Annotated in this window: 23 protein-coding genes; 12 read left to right on the forward strand and 11 right to left on the reverse strand. The window is 41.4% G+C overall.

Annotated elements, in window-relative coordinates; genetic code table 11:
* Positions 1-116 precede the first annotated feature (116 nt).
* Genes FFF34_004275 through FFF34_004290 form a run of 4 tightly spaced genes read right to left on the reverse strand, consistent with a single transcriptional unit; the run spans position 117 to position 2,286 of the window.
* A complete protein-coding gene (locus FFF34_004275) occupies positions 117-638 on the reverse strand; it encodes a GNAT family N-acetyltransferase (protein ID TSD66631.1) in 522 nt (173 codons plus the stop codon).
* A 2-nt stretch (positions 639-640) separates the two neighbouring features.
* Positions 641-1,231 carry a DUF871 domain-containing protein gene (locus tag FFF34_004280; protein TSD66632.1) on the reverse strand — a complete coding sequence of 197 codons (591 nt, stop codon included), beginning with the start codon at positions 1,229-1,231 and terminating at the stop codon, positions 641-643.
* Positions 1,218-1,715 carry an RNA polymerase sigma factor gene (locus tag FFF34_004285; protein TSD66633.1) on the reverse strand — a complete coding sequence of 166 codons (498 nt, stop codon included), beginning with the start codon at positions 1,713-1,715 and terminating at the stop codon, positions 1,218-1,220. Before FFF34_004285 ends, FFF34_004280 begins: the two co-directional genes overlap by 14 nt.
* A gap of 43 nt (positions 1,716-1,758) precedes the next feature.
* Complete coding sequence (locus tag FFF34_004290) at positions 1,759-2,286, reverse strand: hypothetical protein (GenBank protein ID TSD66634.1); 528 nt, start codon at positions 2,284-2,286, stop codon at positions 1,759-1,761.
* Positions 2,287-2,350: 64 nt separating this feature from the next.
* On the opposite strand from FFF34_004290, the gene FFF34_004295 reads away from it, so the two are divergent.
* The 5 genes from FFF34_004295 to FFF34_004315 all read left to right on the forward strand — a co-directional run bounded on the left by FFF34_004295 (position 2,351) and on the right by FFF34_004315 (position 5,728).
* Positions 2,351-3,724: a dicarboxylate/amino acid:cation symporter gene (locus FFF34_004295; protein ID TSD66635.1), complete on the forward strand. Its 1,374-nt coding sequence runs from the start codon at positions 2,351-2,353 to the stop codon at positions 3,722-3,724.
* Between the two features lie 97 nt (positions 3,725-3,821).
* Positions 3,822-4,196, forward strand: coding sequence for a four helix bundle protein (locus tag FFF34_004300; GenBank protein TSD66636.1), 375 nt, complete (start codon positions 3,822-3,824; stop codon positions 4,194-4,196).
* Positions 4,197-4,439: 243 nt separating this feature from the next.
* Complete coding sequence (locus tag FFF34_004305; GenBank protein ID TSD67953.1) at positions 4,440-4,859, forward strand: hypothetical protein; 420 nt, start codon at positions 4,440-4,442, stop codon at positions 4,857-4,859.
* A gap of 75 nt (positions 4,860-4,934) precedes the next feature.
* A complete protein-coding gene (gene rplU, locus FFF34_004310; protein ID TSD66637.1) occupies positions 4,935-5,243 on the forward strand; it encodes a 50S ribosomal protein L21 in 309 nt (102 codons plus the stop codon).
* A 47-nt stretch (positions 5,244-5,290) separates the two neighbouring features.
* On the forward strand, positions 5,291-5,728 hold the full coding sequence (locus FFF34_004315) for a 50S ribosomal protein L27 (protein TSD66638.1): 438 nt from the start codon (positions 5,291-5,293) through the stop codon (positions 5,726-5,728).
* Positions 5,729-5,961: 233 nt separating this feature from the next.
* Here the strand turns inward: FFF34_004315 and FFF34_004320 are convergent, their stop codons facing one another.
* From FFF34_004320 to rnr, 3 genes are all read right to left on the reverse strand, one after another.
* On the reverse strand, positions 5,962-7,560 hold the full coding sequence (locus FFF34_004320; protein TSD66639.1) for a M1 family metallopeptidase: 1,599 nt from the start codon (positions 7,558-7,560) through the stop codon (positions 5,962-5,964).
* Between the two features lie 100 nt (positions 7,561-7,660).
* Positions 7,661-8,635, reverse strand: a complete 975-nt coding sequence (locus FFF34_004325) for a polyprenyl synthetase family protein (GenBank protein TSD66640.1) — start codon at positions 8,633-8,635, stop codon at positions 7,661-7,663.
* 4 nt (positions 8,636-8,639) lie between these two features.
* Positions 8,640-10,778, reverse strand: coding sequence for a ribonuclease R (gene rnr, locus FFF34_004330; protein ID TSD66641.1), 2,139 nt, complete (start codon positions 10,776-10,778; stop codon positions 8,640-8,642).
* Between the two features lie 117 nt (positions 10,779-10,895).
* Between rnr and FFF34_004335 the strand changes: the two genes are divergently transcribed.
* From FFF34_004335 to FFF34_004345, 3 genes are read left to right on the forward strand one after another with little or no spacing between them, the layout of a single operon-like run.
* The gene (locus FFF34_004335) at positions 10,896-11,585 is read left to right on the forward strand and encodes an aspartate/glutamate racemase family protein (protein TSD66642.1); all 690 of its coding nucleotides are present in this window, start codon (positions 10,896-10,898) and stop codon (positions 11,583-11,585) included.
* Positions 11,586-11,623: 38 nt separating this feature from the next.
* Positions 11,624-12,943 (forward strand): MFS transporter, encoded by a 1,320-nt coding sequence (locus FFF34_004340; protein ID TSD66643.1) that lies wholly within the window; start codon positions 11,624-11,626, stop codon positions 12,941-12,943.
* Positions 12,944-12,954: 11 nt separating this feature from the next.
* The gene (locus tag FFF34_004345; protein ID TSD66644.1) at positions 12,955-13,683 is read left to right on the forward strand and encodes a (Fe-S)-binding protein; all 729 of its coding nucleotides are present in this window, start codon (positions 12,955-12,957) and stop codon (positions 13,681-13,683) included.
* Positions 13,684-13,695: 12 nt separating this feature from the next.
* Here FFF34_004345 and FFF34_004350 read toward each other — a convergent pair whose 3' ends face one another.
* From FFF34_004350 to FFF34_004360, 3 genes are all read right to left on the reverse strand, one after another.
* Positions 13,696-15,093 (reverse strand): MBL fold metallo-hydrolase, encoded by a 1,398-nt coding sequence (locus tag FFF34_004350; GenBank protein TSD66645.1) that lies wholly within the window; start codon positions 15,091-15,093, stop codon positions 13,696-13,698.
* A 108-nt stretch (positions 15,094-15,201) separates the two neighbouring features.
* Entirely contained in the window at positions 15,202-17,034 is a 1,833-nt protein-coding gene (locus FFF34_004355) for an ATP-binding cassette domain-containing protein (protein ID TSD66646.1), read from the reverse strand.
* 110 nt (positions 17,035-17,144) lie between these two features.
* Positions 17,145-17,921: an SAM-dependent chlorinase/fluorinase gene (locus tag FFF34_004360; GenBank protein TSD66647.1), complete on the reverse strand. Its 777-nt coding sequence runs from the start codon at positions 17,919-17,921 to the stop codon at positions 17,145-17,147.
* 102 nt (positions 17,922-18,023) lie between these two features.
* Between FFF34_004360 and FFF34_004365 the strand changes: the two genes are divergently transcribed.
* The 4 genes from FFF34_004365 (at position 18,024) to FFF34_004380 (ending at position 21,380) form a co-directional block, all read left to right on the forward strand.
* The gene (locus tag FFF34_004365) at positions 18,024-18,989 is read left to right on the forward strand and encodes a PhoH family protein (protein ID TSD66648.1); all 966 of its coding nucleotides are present in this window, start codon (positions 18,024-18,026) and stop codon (positions 18,987-18,989) included.
* Positions 18,990-19,070: 81 nt separating this feature from the next.
* Positions 19,071-20,015: a phosphoribosylaminoimidazolesuccinocarboxamide synthase gene (locus tag FFF34_004370; GenBank protein TSD66649.1), complete on the forward strand. Its 945-nt coding sequence runs from the start codon at positions 19,071-19,073 to the stop codon at positions 20,013-20,015.
* 51 nt (positions 20,016-20,066) lie between these two features.
* Positions 20,067-20,444 carry an STAS domain-containing protein gene (locus tag FFF34_004375; protein ID TSD66650.1) on the forward strand — a complete coding sequence of 126 codons (378 nt, stop codon included), beginning with the start codon at positions 20,067-20,069 and terminating at the stop codon, positions 20,442-20,444.
* An 18-nt stretch (positions 20,445-20,462) separates the two neighbouring features.
* Positions 20,463-21,380: a ribonuclease Z gene (locus tag FFF34_004380; GenBank protein TSD66651.1), complete on the forward strand. Its 918-nt coding sequence runs from the start codon at positions 20,463-20,465 to the stop codon at positions 21,378-21,380.
* 72 nt (positions 21,381-21,452) lie between these two features.
* Here the strand turns inward: FFF34_004380 and FFF34_004385 are convergent, their stop codons facing one another.
* Positions 21,453-22,397 carry an MCE family protein gene (locus FFF34_004385; GenBank protein TSD66652.1) on the reverse strand — a complete coding sequence of 315 codons (945 nt, stop codon included), beginning with the start codon at positions 22,395-22,397 and terminating at the stop codon, positions 21,453-21,455.
* Positions 22,398-22,401: the final 4 nt, after the last annotated feature.

Consider the following 22,401-nt stretch of genomic DNA (forward strand, 5'->3'; position numbering starts at 1 on the left):
CCCCTCAGGGTCTCTCGCAGAGGACCCTGAGAACTAATCTTGTTCGTAATGCATTTCGCCGCCTGTCAGTCGAACAAGATCTCTCGTCGCTGCGCTCGCTCGAGATGACATGCTTTTTACAGCGGCCTCTTCATTAAAATATCGGTTTGCTTATCGTTACCCAGCATAAAGCTATGGCTGCTAAACTGCTCAAAGCCATTTTTTTGGTAAAAGCGTATAGCCCCGGCGTTGTTTTCCCATACACCCAGCCATATTTGTTTTAGGCCGGCGTTAATAGCAGTTTGAATGGCAAAATTAAGCAAGTGACCCCCAATTTGTTTGCCCTGAAATTTGTTAAGCACATATATGCGCTCTACCTCCAGTGCATCGGTATCGCCAAACTCCGTTTGGGCGGCGTTGCGGTTAAGTTTCAAATAACCGGCCACCTCATTGTCGTAAAGGGCATAGTAAAAGTACGAATCGGGGTTATTTAGCTCCTGCTGTAGTTTAGGCAATGTAAAAGCCTTTGAGGCATAAGCCTCCATATCATCAGGGTTATTTAAATGCGCAAAGGCATCAAAAAACGTATCGCGGCTTAGGGTAAGCAGCTGCGGCGCATCTGCAGGGTTTATGGGTTGTATTTGTGTTAAAGCGGTCATCACTAATCAAATTGATCTTGCAGCCGCACCAGGCGGTCAATCATCAAATTTAATTTTTCTTCTTCGTTTTTAAATATCCTTGGCTTTAAATAAAACGTGGTAAACAATATCCATGCAATGGTTGAGCCATAGGTAGCAAACTTAAAGTAAACCGACGCGTTTTGCAGCACCTCGATAAAGTAGAGGGATAGGCCGCCGCTAATTAACAGGATATAGGTATAATAAAACCAGCCTATAACCTTAGTGCGGTTTTTTTGATACTCCTTAAGGCTGTCTAAATATTCGGTAGGGTTTAGGGTAGCATCGCGCTTGCTTAGTATGTGGTATTGCCTTACTATCATCAATAAATACATTAACATAGTGGCCAATACAATTAATATACCTGCCGTGGTTACCCACGAGTTAAACGCGCCAAAAAAGGTAACTATAAAGGCAAAGGCAATAGTTATGCCCATAGCAATAATGCTCCAGTACATACGGGTTGTTAAGCCGCGTATGCCTTTTTTTACTTGTTTCAGCACATCGTCTACCGAAAGCTGATCCTGTGTTGGCTGTCCCTGCCAAACCGACATTAAATGATCAAAGTCTTTCATATTGATTGTATAACTCTGTCAATTTTTGTTTAATGCGATATATCTTCACTCTCAAATTCCCCTCTGATATCCCCGAAACCTCTGCAATTTCGGGATACGGTACTTCGTCAAGCACCAATGTTATTATAATTCTTTCTGATTCTTCCAGTTTAGATATACACTTATACAACAAAGCAACCTGCTCGTTTTTTTCCGAAAATTCTTCTTTTTTATTTTCGGCAATAAGCGGTGTTAATTCGTCTTTCGCCTGGCGTTTTTCTGATCGAAGGTAGGTTAAACAGGTATTTACGGCAATGCGGTATATCCAGGTTGATATTAACGCCTGGTTACGAAATTTATGCAGATTTTGCCAAACTTTTAAAAAGGTTTCCTGTAACAGGTCGTTTGCAGCATCATCGTCGCCCGTATAGCCATAGCACAAGTGGAATATCTTTTTTGAATTGGCTTCGTAAATTTTCCTGAAAGCGTCTTCTCTTTCTGCCACTTGTTAATAGTTTTGTTTTTTTGACAAAGTAAAGCACTTAATGTTACAACAGGTAACTTTTTTTATTTAACCAGGGCAGTTTTGTATCTGCATCTTCCAGCAGGGTATTATAGTCCTGGCTGTAATCAAACTGCAAATCCTCGTGCAGTTTACCTATTGATGCGCGCACCTTCTCCACCTGGCGGGTAAATATTAGCCTGATGGGCTTATACGATGTTTGCCTAACCACATATTGCAGGTAGTTTTGGCAAAAGTTTAAAAGCAGCTCTATCTCTGCCGGTTTCGAGCCTATAAACTTGGTGTATTTGGTAAGCATCTTTAAAATTTTGCGCAGGCCCTTGGCTGTAAAATAACTTTGCGAGGGTAGCTGGCTAAACATAAAGCCGGCCTCGGCTTTTATGCTTTCAATAAAGTCCTGCTCGTTATGTGCTTCAAAAAGCAGATAGGCCAATAATTCTTTATTTTCTTTTTTATAACGTACCAGGCGCAGGCAAAGTTCGGCCAGTTGCTCCTGCGGTAAGTGCTGTAATTCCTTTTTTATTTGCTGTAATCCGTAGGTAGTAATGCTCATGGGCATGTATTAATATTTCGTTGCAACATAGTTAATTTTGTAGTTTAGCGGCATATTTTAGCAAATGCAAAAAAGCAAACTAACCCTTTACATTTTTATTGCGCTTATATTAGGTGTATTAGCCGGCTATATTTACAATGCTACGGTAATTAACAACATTAATACCAAAATTAGTGCAGCCGAGGCTAATATCAAAACTATTGATAGCCAGATAGCGGCCAGTGCCGATACCACTACGGTTACTTTTAAAATGTTAAAAACCGCCAGGGCAGGGCAGGTAAAACTGCGTAAAGATAGCGATACCCTGCGCGAGGATAAGCTGGTTGGCTTTACTGTTTTAAGCGATATATTTTTGCGGCTTATAAAAATGATAGTGGCACCACTGGTATTTACCACGCTGGTTGTAGGGGTTGCTAAAGTGGGCGACATTAAGGCCGTTGGCCGCATAGGTGGTAAAACCTTGCTTTGGTTTTTAAGCGCTACGCTTATATCGCTATTGTTAGGTATGGTACTGGTTAACTTTTTTAAACCCGGCGAAGCCATGCACCTGCCATTGCCCGATAGCCACCTGAGTACCGATATTAAAAAAACAGCACTTTCGCTGCGCGATTTTATAGGCCACGTTTTCCCTAAAAGTTTTATTGAGGCAATGGCCAATAACGAGATACTGCAAATAGTGGTGTTCTCGTTGTTTTTTGGTGTGGCAACCGCCGCCATTGGCGAAAAGGGCCAGATTATTATAAAAGCAATGGATGCCATTGCCCATGTTATTTTAAAGATAACCGGCTATGTAATGCAACTGGCTCCCTTAGCGGTATTTGGCGCTATAACAGCAATTATTGCCAAGCAGGGTTTAGGCATACTGTCTACCTATGCTATATTTATAGGCGAATTTTACTTTTCGTTATTGATACTGTGGCTGGTAATTGTACTGGCAGGCTTTGCGGTATTAAAGGGCCGTGCCTTTAACCTGGTTAATAATATTAAGGATGCTATGCTGATAGCGTTCAGTACATCAACCAGCGAGGCAGCCTACCCAAAAGTATTGCTGGAGTTGGAGCGCTTTGGCTGCAACAATAAAATAGTAAGCTTTGTGCTGCCTTTAGGCTACTCGTTTAACCTGGATGGCTCGATGATGTACATGACCTTTGCATCGCTGTTTCTGGCACAATCATACGGTATACACCTTTCATTCGAGCAGCAGTTGTCTATGCTGCTTATTTTAATGCTTACCAGCAAAGGCATAGCGGGCGTGCCACGCGCATCATTAGTGGTAATAGCCGGTACCATATCTCTGTTTAATATCCCGGAAGCCGGTTTGGCCCTGTTAATAGGTATCGACCCCTTATTGGATATGGGCCGCTCGGCTACCAACGTTTTAGGCAATGCTATGGCAACCGCGGTGGTGAGTAAGTGGGAGGGAGAGCTGGGGGATTAATTAATTATTGAATTATTGATTTTGTGAATTATTGAATTAGTGAGTTAATGAGTTATTGAATATGAATTATGGATATATAATTATTGATTGAAAAATAATGACTGATACCGCCAAAGTAGATTTTGCAGAATCGATAAAGAAAAGGACAAAGAAATTTGTTGTAGATAATATCCGGTTTTTTAGAACGTTGCCTAAAACAGAAGAAGCTAAGATAATTGGACGGCAGTTATTACGGTCTTCCTCATCCGTAGGGTCAAATTACAGGGCAGCATGCAGGGCAAGGTCGCAAGCTGAGTTTCATTCAAAACTTTCAATTGTTGTGGAGGAGGCTGATGAATCGGTATTTTGGATGGAAGTGTTAGTTGAAGCTGATATTGTTAAAAAAACTGAGCTTGACGAGCTGATAGATGAAGCCAACCAAATATTAAAAATAACCTCCGCATCGCGCAAAACCGTAACAAAGCCCAAATAATAAAAAGCCTGTAATTCAATCACTCAATAACTCTATCATTCAATAAATCAATAGTTCTCTAATTCAATAAATCAATAATTCTCTAATTCAATAAATCAATAATTCTCTAATTCAATAAATCATTAACTCAATAAATCAATAATTCAATAATTAATAATGAGTCAGCTTCGTTCAAAAAAAATATTCCTTATCGTAAGTATTACCTTACCGTTTTTGCTTTACTGCTTTTACTACTATGGCATGATGATAAAAAACGCGCCGTATAAGTTTAACGAGCTGGAATCGATACGCTTTGAATATGGGCTTGGTGATAGCTTGTTAAATAAGTTCGATTCAAAAACGGGTAATTACCAGTTTGTAAACAGGCGCGATTCCTTAGTTAAAATGAACCTGAGATTGACTAAAGACGATATGTTGTACCTGCACCGCAAAGCCGCCGATCTGGGTTTTTGGGATTTCCCGAAGAATGAGTTGAGCGACGATACCGCTGCTAAACAAAGAACACCGCGTTATTTAATTGAGTTTAACTACAAGCGTAAAAGCAAGCGGGTAATGTTTGATGCCAACTTTAATGGCAACGAAAAGTTGGTTGATGCCAACCAGCGATTAATAAAAGAGATAGAAAGGGTTTTGGATGATGCCGAGGCCCGCACTAAAAAATAGCTGATTATAGATTGTATATTAATTTATTAATCCATATATTTGCACCTCAAAATTTAAAACAATAATTAATCAACAATGTACGCAATAGTAAGTATAGCCGGACAGCAATTTAAAGTTGCAAAAGACCAGCAGATCTTTGTACACCGTTTACAGGGAGATGAAGGCGCTAGTATTGAATTTGACCAGGTATTGTTAGCAGAGAACGAAGGTAAATTTAAATTAGGTTCTGATTTAAAAAGCGCTAAAGTATCAGCTAAGATCGTGTCTCATTTAAAAGGTGATAAAGTAATTATCTTCAAAAAGAAAAGAAGAAAAGGTTACAAAAAGAAAAACGGTCACCGTCAGCAATTTACCAAGATCGAGATCACCGGTATCACATTATAATTAAATTTTACACGGGGGTTTCGTATCCCACAAAAAGAAATTAAGAAATGGCACACAAAAAAGGGGCCGGTAGTTCAAGAAACGGCCGCGAATCACATAGCAAACGTTTAGGTATCAAAATTTTCGGTGGTCAGCCAGCTATTGCAGGTAACATCATCGTTCGTCAGCGTGGTACAAAACACAACCCGGGCCTTAACGTAGGTATCGGTAAAGATCATACCTTATTTGCATTAAAAGCAGGCAACGTAGTATTTAAAAAGAAAGCAGACAACCGTTCATACGTATCTGTTATCCCTTTTGAAACTGCACCAGTTGCTGAAGACATTGCACCTGTTGTTGAAGCTAAGGCTGAACCAAAAGCAAAAAAAGTTGCAGCACCGGTTGCTGAAGCAGCACCGGTTGCAGAAATAGCTACTGAAGAAGAAGCAGCTCCAAAAGCAAAAAAGGCAGCAGCACCTAAAGTGAAAAAAGAATCAGCTGAATAATTTTTAGCAGAAACTCACAGTATTGAAAAGCCCCGGTCAATTTTTTGACCGGGGCTTTTTTATTACAAAATACTTGTTTTACTGCCCGACTATTTTATATTAGTAAACAACACCTAACGAATTAAAACGAAAAAAAACGAAAATTCTCCGCATGGTAACGAAAAAAATGGAATGCTTTAAGTAAAGGTATGGAATAGAAAAAGCGGCTGCCTGTAAAGACAGCCGCTTTTTTGTTATTCGAAGGTTACTCTTTTTATGTAGTAAGCATCGTTATCAATAACAGGGGTGGTTTTGCTGCTAATGGTAGTAGGTTGCGCCGTTAAAATAATCCGTTGCGTACCTGCATCGGTAGTAATATCTACAGGTAGGGGCATATCAATATTGGTCAGTTTTACTATATACTTGTCGGGTGCGGTTTGGTGCACATTAACATCCAGCTTATTTGTGGTACGTAAGTATAAGTCAAACAACGGTTTAAGGGATTTTCCGTAAGCCTTGCTAAAGTACTGCTCAACATCGTCGGTTACGTTTTGGTGGTCGTAGGTAAAACGCGGGTCGGTAGCAAAACCTTTAATGGTAGCAAAAAACAAGGTATCGCCCATAATGTAATTAAGGGTGTGCATAAAGTAGCCTCCTTTGCCATAAATGTCGCCATTATAAGCGGATGCTTCGTCCATATCCTTACCCATTACAATAGGTATTTTGTTACCAAACCTATACGCAGATTGCTTAAAACGCTTATTATAAGCGTCTTTTCCTTCCAGTTCTAACACAGGCAAAGCATCGGCATAAGTGTCAATACCCTCGTGTATCCAGTAGTCGGCCCAGTCGCGGGCGGTGATTTTGTTACCCCACCATTCATGGCCAAACTCGTGGTACATCAGCCAGTCAAAATCCTGCCCGCCAACCTTGGTATAGCGGAATTTGTTACCATAAGCGTTTAAGGTTTGGTGTTCCATACCTAAATGCGGGGTTTCTACAATACCCACTTTCTCCTTAGCCCATGGGTATTCGCCAAAGTACTTTTCCTTTTGCTGAGAAGCCTTTATAAGCATTTCAACCAAATGAGGGCCCTTATCGGCATGTTCCTTTAAAACATAGAACTCTACAGGTACTATATTACCGGCTACCGACTTGTAACTGCCTTTTACTACTGTATAATCGCCTACATTGAACAGTATGCTGTAATTGTTGATACTATACTTGGTTTGCCAGTGATACGTAGCTGTAGTGCCTTTTTTAGTTACGCCTTTTAATACACCGGGCCCTGCAACCACAAGGTTTTTAGGGACGGTAATAAACAGGTCCGCGCCTTCGTTTGGCTCGTCAGAAGGGTGGTCTTTTGAGGGGAAATAGATCTTTCCGCCGGTTTGTTCGGCTGTTATAGCTAACCATGGGTGGCCGGTCGAATCTTGTGTCCAGGTAAATCCATCATCCCAAGGTGGTCTTTTAGCTATACGTGGCTTGCCGCCATAAAATACGGTAATGCTGGCTTTGCCGGCAGGTATTTCTTTAGCCAGGCTGATGTTTATCAGGCCGTTTTTATGGTTGAACGACTCTTTTTTCCCGTTAACCAATACCGAGCTTACGTGCAGCGAATCAAGCAGATCGAGTAATAGTACTTTGGTTGGCTGGGCCATTATCACATCAATAATAGTAGAGCCGCCAATAGATTTTTGAGCGAAATCGACGTTTAGGTTAAGGGTGTAATGCCTTACATCCATAATAGCCTGTTCGGGCTTTAATTTACCACCCGATGTTTGGGCACCGGCCTGAAATGTTAATGCAGCAAGGCACAACAACAGACCACCTTTTTGTAAAAGTTTTTTCATTATAATAAGGGAATGATTATCTCTAAAGATAGAAAATGTATGCGTAATGCCTATAGCTTATCTATGTAACATTTATACGTGGCAATGCATACATATAGCCTTAGTATTCCCTAACCAATAACCCATCGGCAAAATCGCGTAGGTATTGTTTGCTTTCTTCAGGCAGGTTTATTTGGTCTAACGCCGCAAATGCTTTCTCGGCATAGGCCTGCATCTCGCTTTCGGCAAATTGCCTAACGTTTGCCTTGTTGTAAAGTGCTGTTACCGCCGCAACTTTTTCTGCCGCGTCAAATTTGGGAAATGTTAACCAGCGGGCCAACTCTTCAGCATCAGCGCCTTTAACCAGTTCTAATGCTTTTATTAAAAGGTAAGTTTTTTTGTTGGAAATAATATCCCCGCCAACTTGTTTGCCAAACTTTTCGGGGTTGCCGTATACGTCCAGTATATCATCCTGTAGCTGAAAAGCGATACCCACATTTTCGCCAAATTCGCATAGCAGGTCGGCATCCTTTATATCGGCATTGCCTATAAGCGCGCCAATTTTTAAAGCACCGCCCAATACAACGGCGGTTTTAAGGCGTATCATATTAATATACTCAGGTATGGTAACATCATTGCTGGTTTCAAAGGTCATATCCAGCTGCTGGCCTTCGCATACACCCACAGCGGTGGCGTTAAAAATGTCAAGTACCTGCCGTAAAATATTATCGCGAACCTGCATCATTAACTTGTAACCCTCTATCAGCATCACATCACCAGATAGGATAGCCACGTTATTATCCCATTTTTCGTGTACGGTAACCTTACCACGACGGATGGGCGCTTTATCCATTATATCATCGTGCATCAGCGTAAAATTATGGAACACCTCTATAGCCAGTGCAGGGGGCAGGGCAGCTTCAACATCGCCGTTAAACAGGTCGCAGGCCATTAACAGTAATGCCGGGCGCATGCGTTTACCGCCAAGTGCCAGTATGTAACTTATCGGTTCGTATAACTCTGCCGGATACTCGGGGAACTGTAATTTGGATACGGATGTTGCAATCAGCGATTGCAGGTCTTCAAGTTTTCTCATGTAATTAATCCTGCACTAACGAAAAGTCTATCTGTTTTTTGGTCAGATCAACGTTTTTCACTCTTATACGCACCTCATCGCCCAGTTGGTAAACCTTCTTTTTACGCTGGCCGATAATAGCATAATTCTTTTCGTCTAAAGTATAAAAATCATCGCTTATATCACGCAAGCGTATCATGCCCTCGCATTTATTTTCAATGATCTCTACGTACATACCCCATTCTGTTACACCTGATATGATTCCGGTAAATATGTTACCTACCTGGTCTTTAAGGTATTCGGCTTGTTTGTATTTAACTGACGAACGTTCTGCATCGGCTGCTTTTTTTTCCATTTGTGAGCTATGCTTACATAATTCCTCATAATGGTCTGCATTAGCGCTTTGTCCGCCGTTTAAATAGTGCATCAGTAATCTATGCACCATCACATCCGGATAACGCCTTATAGGAGATGTAAAGTGGGTGTAATGGTCAAAGGCCAAGCCATAATGGCTCGAACTTTTAGTGGTGTATATCGCTTTAGCCATCGATCGTATAGCTAAATGGGTAAGTACATTCTGTTCTTTTTTACCTTCTACATCTTCCATCAGGTAATTAAGCGATCTGGCTATCTCCTTATCGTTTTTTGTATTTATCTTATAACCAAACCTCGCAGCAAATTGTGCAAAATTGGCTAATGCATCCGGTTTTGGGGTATCGTGCACGCGGTAAACAAAGGTATATTTATGCTTGCCTTTGCCCATTTTGCTTACATACTCGGCCACTTTACGATTTGCCAGCAACATAAAATCTTCAATTAATTTATGCGCGTCCTTACGCTCTTTAACATAAACACCTATTGGTTTGCCGGTATCATCCAGCTTAAATTTCACCTCGGTGGTTTCAAAGCTGATGGCACCCGCCTTAAACTTACGATCGCGCAGTTTATAAGCTAATGCGTTCAGTTTTAGTATCTCGTTTGTGTAATCGCCGTTTTCTGTCACTATAACATCCTGCACTTCTTCATATGTAAAGCGCCTATCCGAGTGAATAACCGTTTTACCAAACCATTGATCGATAATGTTGGCATCTTCGTCCATTTCAAATACCGCAGCAAAGCATAGTTTATCTTCTTTTGGGCGAAGCGAGCATAAGCCGTTTGATAACCTTTCGGGTAGCATGGGTATTACCCTGTCGACCAGGTAAACAGATGTGCCACGTTCGTAAGCCTCTTTGTCTAAAGCAGAATCCGGAATGATGTAGTGCGATACATCGGCTATGTGTACACCAACCTCGTAATTGCCATTATCCAGCTTTTTAAATGATAGTGCATCATCAAAATCCTTGGCATCAAAGGGGTCAATAGTAAAAGTTAAGGTATCCCTAAAATCGCGGCGTTTGGCAATTTCTTCCTGGGTGATATCGGCGGGAATTTCTTCCGCATCCTGCTCGACTTCTTTTGGGAAGGATAGGGGGAAACCATACTCGGCCAGTATTGCGTTCATTTCGGTATCATTCTCGCCTTGCTCGCCCAGCACGTGTTTAATACGCCCTATGGGGTTTTTAGCCCCGGCTGGCCAGTCGGTTATTTCCGATACCGCTTTTATCCCGTTTTTAGCACCGTTAAGGTCGCTTATAGGGATAAAGATATCGTGCATCATCTTACGGTCGTCGGGGATGAAGAATGCAAAACGTTCAGATAGCTTCACTATACCCGTAAACTCCATTTTAGCACGCTGTAATATCTCTATTACTTCGCCTTCCTGGCGTTTACCTTTGCTTTTAGCGTATACATACACCTTTACGCGGTCGCCGTTTAGCGCATTACGTAGTTTACGCGGAGCAACAAAAATATCGGTTTCACTTGGGTCGTCCGTTACAATAAATGCCGATCCGTCGTTGGTTAGGTCAACCTTGCCTTCAACAAAGGTTTTTAGTTCAAGTAATTGAAACTTACCGGGTGTTATCTCTTTTAATACACCTTTAAAGGCTTCATCTTTTAAAATATCCAATATTACGCCCCGCGCATCGGGGTCGCGTACGTTTAATTTGGCCGAAACTTGTTTATGATTTAATGGCGTATTGCCGTTTTGTTCAAATATATCGAGCACCATTTGCGTTAGCACCTGGTTAATAGAAGAATTATGTTTGTGTTTTTTAGACATGTATAAATGTTTGTTTGCTAAGGTACGTAAAGTAGCTGCACAATTAAACTAACGTTTGTTAAGCAAAAGTAGTTTTATGCAGTTTGATGAGTGGTAAATTATTTTACTTTTACAAGCATGAAAACCTTAGGCCTTTTAGGTGGTACCAGTTGGGTATCAACTTTGGATTATTATCGCTTTATTAACCAGGGCATTAATGATAAACTGGGAGGTGTAAACGCTGCACGCCTGATACTACACTCGTTTAATTACGATGATATTAACCAAAACCACGCAACTGATAATTGGGCAAAAACAACTCAAATGATGGTTGATGCAGGTATAAACCTGCGAAACAGCGGTGCTGAATGTATTTTGCTTTGCGCCAACACACTACATCTAATTGCTGACGAGGTTGAACAAAAAGTAGGCTTGCCTTTAATAAACATCGCCGCCGAAACTGCTAAAGTGATCAATTCGCAAGGCCTTAAAAAAGTAGGACTATTAGGTACCCGCTTTACCATGGAACGCGATTTTTTTATAAATAAACTAAACGCCGCAGGTATACAAGCCATAACACCCGATAAAAACGACCGGGATTTTATTCATCAAACCCTTGTTGAGGAGTTGGGTAAAGGCATTATAAAACCCGAGACCAAACAACGCTATTTGCAAATAATTGACGTGTTGAAGCAGCAAGGAGCCGAAGGAATTATATTAGGCTGCACCGAAATTCCCTTACTTATAAAGCCTGATGACACTGATATTGTGCAATTTGATACTACAAGGATACATTCGGATGCCGCTATAACATTTGCGCTTTCGTAAATTCATATTATTTAACCCCCTAAATAAATTTAAGAGCAATGGAAGCAAAAAATGATAAGAAAACCATACGTGCATGGGCTATGTTCGATTGGGCCAACTCATCATATAACCTGGTGATAACCACTACTGTTTTTCCGGCGTATTATGTAGCCATTACAAAGAACCCGGCTAATGGTAACAGGGTCGATTTTTTTGGGCATAGTTTTATAAATACAGCCCTATCTGATTATGCTTTGGCCACGGCTTATTTATTAATGGTCTTGCTGTTACCTATATTGTCATCAATTGCCGATTATAGGGGTAATAAGAAAGTGTTTATGCAGTTTTTTACCATATTGGGTTCAATTGCTTGTGCCTGTCTTTTCTTTTTTGATGCTAAGCATTTAGAAACAGGTATTATTTGTTTTGCATTGGCGGCTATTGGTTATAGCGGTGGCTTTGTGTTTTATAACTCCTACCTGCCTGAAATTGCCACGCTTGATATGCAGGATAGTGTAAGCGCCAAAGGCTTTACTTATGGCTATATTGGCAGCGTGCTGTTGCAGCTTATATGCTTTGTGTTTATTTTAAAACCCGAGGTATTTCATTTAACAACTGCATCAGCATCACAGTTATCATTTTTATTGGTAGGCCTATGGTGGATAGGCTTTGCTATGATACCTTTTACTGTATTACCCAAGGGAAGCCCTAATGCGCAAACCCATCATCATAATATTATAAAAGGTGGATTTATTGAATTAGGCAAAGTATGGGTAAAAGTAAAGTCAATGCCATTGCTTCGAAAATTTTTGCCGTCGTTTTTCTTTTACTCGATGGGGGTACAAACCATTATGCTGGTAGCTACCAGTTTTGCCGCAAAAGAATTAGGTATGCCAACCGAATCGTTAATAAAAATTATCCTTATCATTCAAATTGTGGCCATTGGCGGGGCTACCTTAATGTCTAACCTATCAGACAAATATGGCAATGTTAAGGTATTGATATTTACTGTTTTTATTTGGATAGGGGTTTGTATCGCTGCATACTTCACGCGCACATCTACTCAATTTTACATATTGGCAATAGTAGTAGGCTTAGTAATGGGAGGGATACAGTCACTATCAAGGTCTACCTATTCAAAATTTTTACCGCAAAACATACCAGACACCGCCTCGTTCTTTAGTTTTTATGATGTTACCGAAAAATTGGCCATTGTTGGTGGTTTGTTCTCGTTTGGGTTTATTGAAGAGATAACCGGCAACATGCGAAATTCCACATTGGTTTTAGCGCTGTTTTTTGTTTTGGGCCTGATATTATTATTCTCTTTACTCAGAACAGAAAAAAAGTTGGGAAAAAATATTGAATTTAGCGCCGTATAATATTTGTGCTGATGACTATCGAGTTATTTATCCCTTGTTTTATAGATCAATTGTTTCCGGATACGGCTTTTAATACTGTAAAAGTGCTGGAAAAAGCTGGCTGCGTGGTTAATTATAACCCCGAACAAACTTGCTGCGGCCAACCGGCCTTTAACGCAGGTTTTTGGGATGATGCAAAGGCTGTGGGCAGTAAATTCCTGAATGATTTTCATGAGGACAGCGTTATTGTATCGCCGTCGGCATCGTGTACGGGTATGGTGCGTAATTACTATAACGACCTGTTTACCAATACCACATCGCATAACAAGTGCCGCAACATTCAAAGCAATATTTACGAACTAAGCGACTTTTTAGTAAACATACTACAGGTTGATTACTTTGGTGCCGAATTAGAAGGTAAAGCTGTTTATCATGATAGTTGCGCAGGTTTGCGTGAGTGTAAGATAAAGGAGGAACCCCGCCAACTGCTTTCTAAAGTACTGGGGTTAGAATTGGTGCATTTAAAGGATGGTGATACCTGTTGCGGGTTTGGCGGCACCTTTGCCGTTAAATTCGATGGCATATCCACCGCTATGGCACAGCAAAAAGTAGATAACGCGCTTGCCGCCGGTGCCGAGTATATCATATCAACAGATGCATCGTGCTTGTTGCATTTACAGGGTTATATCGATAAAAACAACCTGCCCATTAAAACCATGCATATAGCCGATGTACTGGCCCACGGCTGGGGGAATGTGTAAGACCTTTAAATTTTACAAGTCATAAGCCACACCTTTTTCGGGTATGGTCACTTTGTAGCTATCCTGTTGCAATGCATCGGCCATAGCCTGCATGCTGGTAGCCTCTCCATGCACCAAATAAACGTTTTTAAGGGTGTTTTTATCCTGTACCTTAATGTTGTTCAGCAGGTCCTCGTGGTCGCCGTGTGCGCTTAAAACATCTGTTTGTTTAATGGTGGCATATACGGCCAGTTCGCGGTCTTTGATATGCACAATGGGGTCGCCACGTAACAGGCGGTAACCAAGCGTACCTTTAGCGCAATAACCTATAAAAAGGATGGTACAGTAGTAATTTTGAATGTTGTAAAACAGGTGGTCCTGTATACGGCCGCCCTCCAGCATCCCTGCCGAAGATATAATAATGCAGGGCTCGTAATAGTTTGATACCTGGCGGCTGTCTTTTAAGTTTTCTATATAAGTAAGGTTGTCAAAGTCAAACTCGTCGCCCTGCTTGTTGTAAAACTCCTGCGCCTCGGGGTTAACCAGGTGGTGATGCTTGCGGTATAAGCCAGTTGCTATATTAGCCATAGGGCTATCAACAAATACGGCCACTTTAGGTAGTAAGCCGCTGCTGAATATCTTATTTAAAGCAAACACTAAGGACTGCGTACGGCCGATGCTGAAGGCAGGGATAATTAAACGGCCCTGCTCCATAATACAAACCTTCTCAATAATCTCTACCAAAGTATCCTGAACGGTTTTGTCTTTGGTATGCATACGCCCGCCATAGGTAGATTCAGACACGATATAATCAACCTGCGGGAGTGGTTCAGGGTCATTTAGTACCGGGTAATTTTTACGGCCCAGGTCGCCGGTAAAAGCAATTGATTTTTCTACACCGTCTTCCGTTACTTTTAATACTGCTGCTGCGGCGCCAAGCAGGTGGCCCGCCGGTACAAAAGTAAGTTCGATATCACCAGTAATACGGAAAGGTTTGTTATACCCTATAGTAACAAAGCGCTCCACAGTATCCATAACATGTTTTTGCAGGTATAGCGGCTGCGGGCCACCACTGCTGTGTTTATGTTTACGGCGGTTTCTGCCGCCTTTATTGGCTTTTTGCAGGAATATGTTTACCGAATCCATCAGCAACAATTCCGTAAGGTCGGCAGTAGGCGGGGTACATAGTATCTGGCCGTTAAAGCCCATTCGTACCAATGTTGGCAAATTGCCTGAATGATCGATATGCGCGTGGGTTAATATGACCACATCGATCTCTTCCGGGCGGAACCCAAAATCTTCGTTTACCTGTATATTATGATCTTTCTCGTAATCAAGGCCGCAATCTACCAGTATTTTATATTGGCCAACTTGCAATAAATGCATGCTGCCGGTTACCTGGCGTGCTGCCCCGTGTATAGTTAGTTTCATGTAGTATTTTTAAAAAATGTCATGCTGAACTTGTTTCAGCAACTCTGTTGCAAGGCAATTTGCAACCTGCGCGTGAGATGCTGAAATAAATTTGGCATGGCGGCTTACTTAACTCTGCGCTGTCTCAAATTGCAGTTGGCTTAAATAGCGATACAAGCCCTGCTCGTTTGCAATTAACTCCTGGTGGCTGCCGGTTTCAATAATTTTACCTTGTTTCAGTACAATTATCTTATCAGCCTCGCGTATGGTGGATAAACGGTGTGCGATAATGATGGATGTACGCCCTTTCATTAACACCTCTAAAGCCTCTTGCACCAAACGTTCAGATTCTGAATCTAATGATGATGTAGCCTCATCCAAAATCAATATAGCAGGGTTTTTAAGTAAAGCCCTTGCAATGGCAATACGCTGGCGCTGCCCACCGCTTAGTTTTACGCCACGTTCGCCAACAATGGTATCGTAACCTTCGGGAAAACCTATAATAAATTGGTCGGCATTGGCGCGTTTGGCTGCCTGTATAATTTCTTCTTTGGTAGCGCTCAGCTTACCGTAGGCAATATTCTCCTGTATGGTACCGCCAAAAAGCAATACATCCTGCGGTACTATAGCCACTTGGTTGCGTATATCCGTAAGGGCAAATTCGCTTGCATCGCGACCGTCGAATTTAATGCTCCCGCTTTGCGGATAGTAAAACTGCAATATTAACGATGCCATGGTTGATTTACCCGACCCGCTTGGCCCCACAATAGCCACCCGTTGCCCGGCGTCGGCACTAAAGGAAATATCCTTTAGCACGGTGATCTCATCGCGCGATGGGTAGGCAAACACAACATTGTTAAATGATAGGTTACCTGCTATTTTTTGTTTTATACTGTTATCGCTATTATTAATAGATATGTCTTCGCCGTGTTCATCCAGTATCTCTAAAACGCGCTCGGTAGCGCCAACTGCCTTTTGGATATTGGCATACAGGTCGGGAAAGCTGCCCATAGCCGCGCCCACAAATATGGTGTACATAATAAAGCTGGTCAGGTCGCCAACATTCATTTCGTGGTGACTTACCATTACCGAGCCATACCATATTACGCCCACAAAAGCACCGAATAGACAAAAAACAATGAATGATGCAAATATGCCGCGGAATTTAGCACCACGCACCGCTATTTTAACAACTTCCTGCAAATTGCCATTATAACGGCCTGCTTCAAAAGCTTCGTTTACAAAGGCTTTTACGTTGGCAATACCTTGTAAGGTCTCTTCAACAATGGTGTTTGATTCGGCCAGTTTATCTTGTGCCTGCTTAGATAGCTTGCGTATAAAGCGACCGAATATTACGGCAAAGGCAACCATAAATGGTAAAATAGCCAGCACGGTTAAAGTTAATTTTACAGATACTATTGCCAGTAATATTACGCCACCAACCATAATGATCACCTGCCTTATCAACTCGGCAAAGGTGGTGGTTAATGTATCTTGTATTTGCGACAGATCTGCTGTGATACGGCTGTTTAGTTCACCAACCCGGCGGTTGGCGAAGAAATTCATAGGTAGCGTTATTAGCTTAAAATAGGTATCCCTGCGGATGTCAGCCAACGATTTTTCGGCCACCTGTACAAACCAAACCACCCTAAAAAATGATACAAATGCTTGTGCGAAAAGCAAGGCAAAGCCGCCAAGGCCAATAGCTGTGATACTGAGTGGTAAAAATTTAAACTTATGTGTGCCTTGCGCAGCATCTATCAAAGCCCCTAATATGGCAGGGAAGGAGAGGCCCACTAAGCTGGATATAAATAAAAAAAACATACCTGCTATAAACTTTGCCCGGTATGGTTTTATATAGCTAAGCAGTTTGCCTACATTTTTAAGACTTTGCCTGTTTATTTTTGCTTTTGGTAATTCCGCTTCTGCCTTCGCGCCACTATTCAATCGTCCTCGTGCCATTTATATTTGTAGCTGTGTAATTATTAGAGGGTAAAAATAACGCTTTAGTTGTTGTTTGGGTGGATATGTAATAAAAAATTGACTTTGGTGTGAGTCATCGTCAATAAAGCCTATTCAAAATCAATAATAACGCTATCGCCTAAATTAAGCCCAAGCAGGCCGCTGGCGTTGCCTTTGTTAATGGCTATTTCCAGGTGGTCGCTTATGCCAAACAGGCATAGCTTTTCGCCTTCGGGCACCTCGTTATAATGCCAGCTTAGGTGGGTAATAGTTTCGTTGCGCTTAAAGTACAGCACAAAGCGGCGGCCCTGTTGCACGCGATTAAAAAACTCCTTGGTTATATTGGTTATCACGTTCTGGAACGAGTCGATATAGATCACCGCGCCCTTTATCAAATTCTTCTCAATAACCGGCTGCAGGTTCATCTTATTTTCAACATCGCTTACCGGCAGGCCTATTTGGCTTAAAGCCCCGCCCTGTGCCAAATGGCAGGCAGCCTTTACAAAAATATCTGCCAGCGGGAAGTGCAAAAACTTCAGATCCTGCATAATATTTATTTCCACAATCTCATCCGGCGCGCCATCAAACATCAGCGAAAATATGCCATTATCGGCACCTACAAAGTAGTGGTTTTTATATTTGATGGCCAGGTAACGGGTGTAGGTATTGTACACAGTATCAATGCCTATAAGGTGCACTGTACCATCCGGAAAGTAGTAAAAACTATTCTTTAAAATAAAGGCCGCTTGCTGCACATTAAAGGCGGCCACATTGTTAGTAATATCAACAATATTTACTGTGGGGAGCAATTTATAAATACTACCTTTAAGGGCAGCCTGATAAATATCTTTATCGCCCAGGTCAGTAGTTAAAGTTATAATTGCCATTTATTTTATAAATATTTATTGCTAATCTTGTAAAGCATTTAAAGGTGCAAATATTCAATTTTTAATTCATAAAAATTCGCAACTGAAAAAAATCAATTCCTATTGAACGAGCTAAAGTTATCTCTGGAACAAATTAACCCCGCAGTATTATGGGGACCGAATAATGATCATTTCGAGGTCATCAAAAAGCACTATCCTAAGCTTAAATTGGTTGCACGCGGCAGCGAAATTAAGGTTTTGGGCGACGAGCACGAACTATCTGTTTTCCAGGAAAAATTTGACCACCTGTTGCAGCATGTCGAGAAGTATTCGAGCCTGAATGTTAATGATGTTGAGCGCATATTAGGCGCGAAGCCAAGTGCACCCGCAGCCAACGGAGAACCCGCTGCACCTGATAAGTTTGCCAATGGCGAAGTTTTGGTTTTTGGCCCTAACGGCATAATGGTAAGGGCGCGCACGCCAAACCAGCACCGTATGGTAGATAGCCTTTCCAAAAACGATATTTTGTTTGCCATAGGCCCTGCAGGTACGGGTAAAACTTACACCGCAGTGGCACTTGCAGTAAGGGCTTTAAAAAATAAAGAAATTAAACGCATCATACTTACCCGCCCGGCTGTGGAAGCAGGGGAGAACCTTGGTTTTTTACCTGGTGACCTAAAAGAAAAGATCGATCCGTATCTGCGCCCTTTATATGACGCGCTTGATGACATGATACCTGCCGAAAAGCTAAAACTTTACCTGGAAAACCGCACCATCGAAATTGCCCCATTGGCATTTATGCGCGGCCGTACGCTTGATAATTGCTTTGTGATATTAGATGAGGCGCAAAACGCTACAGATATGCAGTTAAAGATGTTTTTAACGCGTATGGGCCCATCGGCCAAGTTTATTGTAACAGGCGATGTAACCCAGATAGATCTGCCTAAAAAGCAACAATCGGGCTTATACACTGCCCTGCGCATATTAACAGATATAAAAGGTATTGATATAGTTTACCTGAGTGGCGAAGATGTTGTGCGCCACAAACTGGTAAAACGCATTTTGGAAGCTTACGGAGATATTCAGTAGTGCAAAGTCTGAAGTCTTAAGTCCTGAGCCAGTTTAAGTTTAGGACTTAAGACTTTATACTTTCGACTTAAGACTTAACAAATGGACGCTATAAAAGAAACACATTTTAATTTTAAAGGACAAACAAACTATTATAAGGGTAAAGTACGCGATGTGTACACCATAGCCGATAAATACCTGGCCATGGTGGTTACCGATCGTATATCGGCATTTGACGTGGTTTTACCGGAACCCATCCCTTACAAAGGGCAAGTATTAAATCAAATAGCCGCTAAATTTTTACAGGCAACTGCCGATATTGTACCTAACTGGGTGCTTAGCGTACCCGACCCAAGCGTTACCATTGGCCGCATTTGCGAACCTTTTAAAGTAGAAATGGTTATTCGTGGTTATTTAGCCGGCCATGCCGCCCGCGAATATGCTTTAGGAAAGCGCCAGGTTTGCGGCGTAACGTTGCCTGAAGGCCTAAAGGAGAATGATATTTTACCTGAACCAATCATTACACCAACCACAAAAGCTTCGGTAGGGCACGACGAGGATATATCCCGGGCGGAAATATTGAAGCAAGGTATAGTGACTGAAGCAGACTATATACAACTGGAGCAATATACACGTGCCTTGTTTAAACGCGGTACCGAAATTGCTGCCAAACAGGGTTTAATTTTAGTTGATACTAAATACGAGTTTGGTAAGGTTGGCGATACCATTTACCTGATAGACGAGATACATACGCCAGACTCGTCACGATATTTTTACAGCGAAGGTTATGCCGAGCGCCAGGCAAGCGGCGAAGCGCAAAAACAGCTATCGAAAGAGTTTGTGCGCAAATGGCTGATAGAAAATGGTTTTCAGGGTAAAGATGGGCAAACCGTGCCCGTAATGAGCCCCGGAATTGTTAGGTCGATATCCGAGCGGTACATCGAACTTTATGAGCAAATCACCGGCGAAAAGTTTGTAAAACCCGAATTGCAAAATGTTGTAAACAGAGTAGAGCAGGCAATTAATAATGCAATAGCTAAGTTGTAATTTTTATTTAAAGATAAATTCTTTATATCTTAGCTGTTTAATTTTACAAAAATGAAATTTACCGTAGATAAGCACGAAAAATACATACTTATAAAGCTTAACGAATCGAAGTTAAATTCACTGGTAACCCCTCAGCTTAAATCAGAATTGATCCTGATCAATACCGAGGGACAAAGAAACATCATTCTTGATCTTTCGCAGGTAAAATTTGCCGATTCATCGGGTTTAAGCAGCTTATTGGTGGGCCACCGTTTATGTAAAAATGCAACCGGTTCGTTCATTCTTGCCGGTTTAAACGAGGCTGTTTCCCGTTTGATCACCATATCTCAGTTAGATAACGTACTTACCATTGTCCCTTCATGCGAAGAAGCTATCGACCTTATTTTTATGGAAGAGATAGAAAAAGAGCTGAAGAAAGAAGTTAGATAATTAGCCTGTTTACCCGGTATGAAATTCGAAGTTACAATACTGGGCAGCAGCTCTGCAACCCCCATTTTTAACCGTAACCCTACGGCCCAGGTTTTAAACATTAACGAAAAGCTGTATTTAGTTGATTGCGCCGAAGGTACGCAACAGCAAATGCTGCGTTTTGATGTAAAAGCCGCTCGTATAGATCATATATTTATCAGTCATTTACACGGCGATCATTATTTGGGATTGGTTGGTCTGCTATCATCAATGCACCTGAACGGCCGCAAAAAAACATTAAAGGTATTTGGCCCCCCGCAGTTAAAAGAGATTGTCGATCTTCAGTTGAAGTATTCACAAACTACGCTTAATTATCCGTTAGAATTTATTTTTACTGATGCCGATAATACCGGTGTGATATTAGAGAACCAGGATATTTTTGTGGAAACGGTACCTTTGGATCACCGCATTCCCTGCACTGGTTTTTTGTTCAGGCAAAAAAAGCGCTTGCGTAAGATCATAAAAGAAAAAGTAGAGTTGTTGAACATCCCTATATCCTTTTATTCAGCTTTAAAAAAGGGGCATGATTATGTAGCCGAAGATGGTGGAGTAGTAAAGAATGACACCCTAACCATAGATTCTGATGCGCCAAAATCTTATGCCTATTGTTCTGATACATTATACAACGAACGATATTTTAAACAGATAGATTCGGCTACACTATTGTATCATGAGGCCACTTTTTTAAATGATATGTTAGACAGGGCTAACCAAACCCACCATACCACCGCATTACAGGCCGCTCAGATAGCTAATATTACCAATGCCGGTAAACTCATTATCGGGCATTTTTCGGCCAGGTACAAAACCTTAAACGAACTGCTTGACGAGGCGCAAAGCGTTTTCCCTAATACCGAGCTTGCTATAGAAGGTAAAACTTTTATAATAAGCGAATAAGGTTGACGATATATGCATTAAAAAGCCCGATGTAGAATTACACCGGGCTTTTTAATTAAGTACATAAAGCAATTAATCGCCTTTTTTGCCAAATACCGAAAAATGCACGTAACGGCTTGGGTGTGCTTTAATATCTATAAATAAATTATTCAGGTTATTAGAGGCATTATTTAGGTTGTTGTACATTTTATCATCGTTTAATAATAAACCAAGCGAGCCTTGGGCGCTGTTTATTTTTTCGATAGTTTGCTGTAATTCGCCTACCGCTTTATTTGCATTGGCCATGGTTTGGCTAATATTTGAGTTAGCAAGGTCGCCGCTAAATTTGTCCAGATTTGCCGAGATGCCGTTAAAACGGCCTGAGCTTGTTTTTAAATTAGCCGATACAACTTCAGCATTTTCCATGATCCCGTTAATATGGCTGCTTTGAGCGCCTACAATAGCGTCGATTTTTTTGGTGGTACCTTCTAATGTTTGCAACGAGTTAGCTATGCTGGCAAAGCTGCGGCTAACATTACGCTGAAACTCCGGGTTCATTATTTTGTTGATAGAGGCCATTGCCGAATCTACCTTAGTTATTAAAACCTCGGCTTTCTTTTGTATAGGCTGCAGGCTTTCCGCAAGGCTGCCTTGTATATCGGCACGCAGGGTATCTTTGTCTTCGGCATACTTGGTGCTGTTGCCCAATACAAAAACAATAGCTTTGCTACCTAAAAGGTCGGTACTTTGCAGTTCGGCAAGGGTATTGTCGGGTATGTTGTATTTAGGGTCAATTTTAAACTCAACAGTAGTTTGCCCATCGTGGCCCAGTTCCATTTTTGATACCCGGCCAATTTGGAAGCCATTTACCAGCACCGGTTTTGATACCGTTAAACCCTCTACACTCCTGTAAATAGCATAAAACTTGTTTGAACCCGAGAAAACATCATTACCCTTTAAAAAGCTGTAACCCAATATAAGTATGGTTATTGATACGGCCGTGAGTGCACCAATTTTTGTTTCGTTTGATATTTTCATGCAG

This window comes from Inquilinus sp. KBS0705, from assembly GCA_005938025.2.
Classification (GTDB): Bacteria; Bacteroidota; Bacteroidia; order Sphingobacteriales; family Sphingobacteriaceae; genus Mucilaginibacter.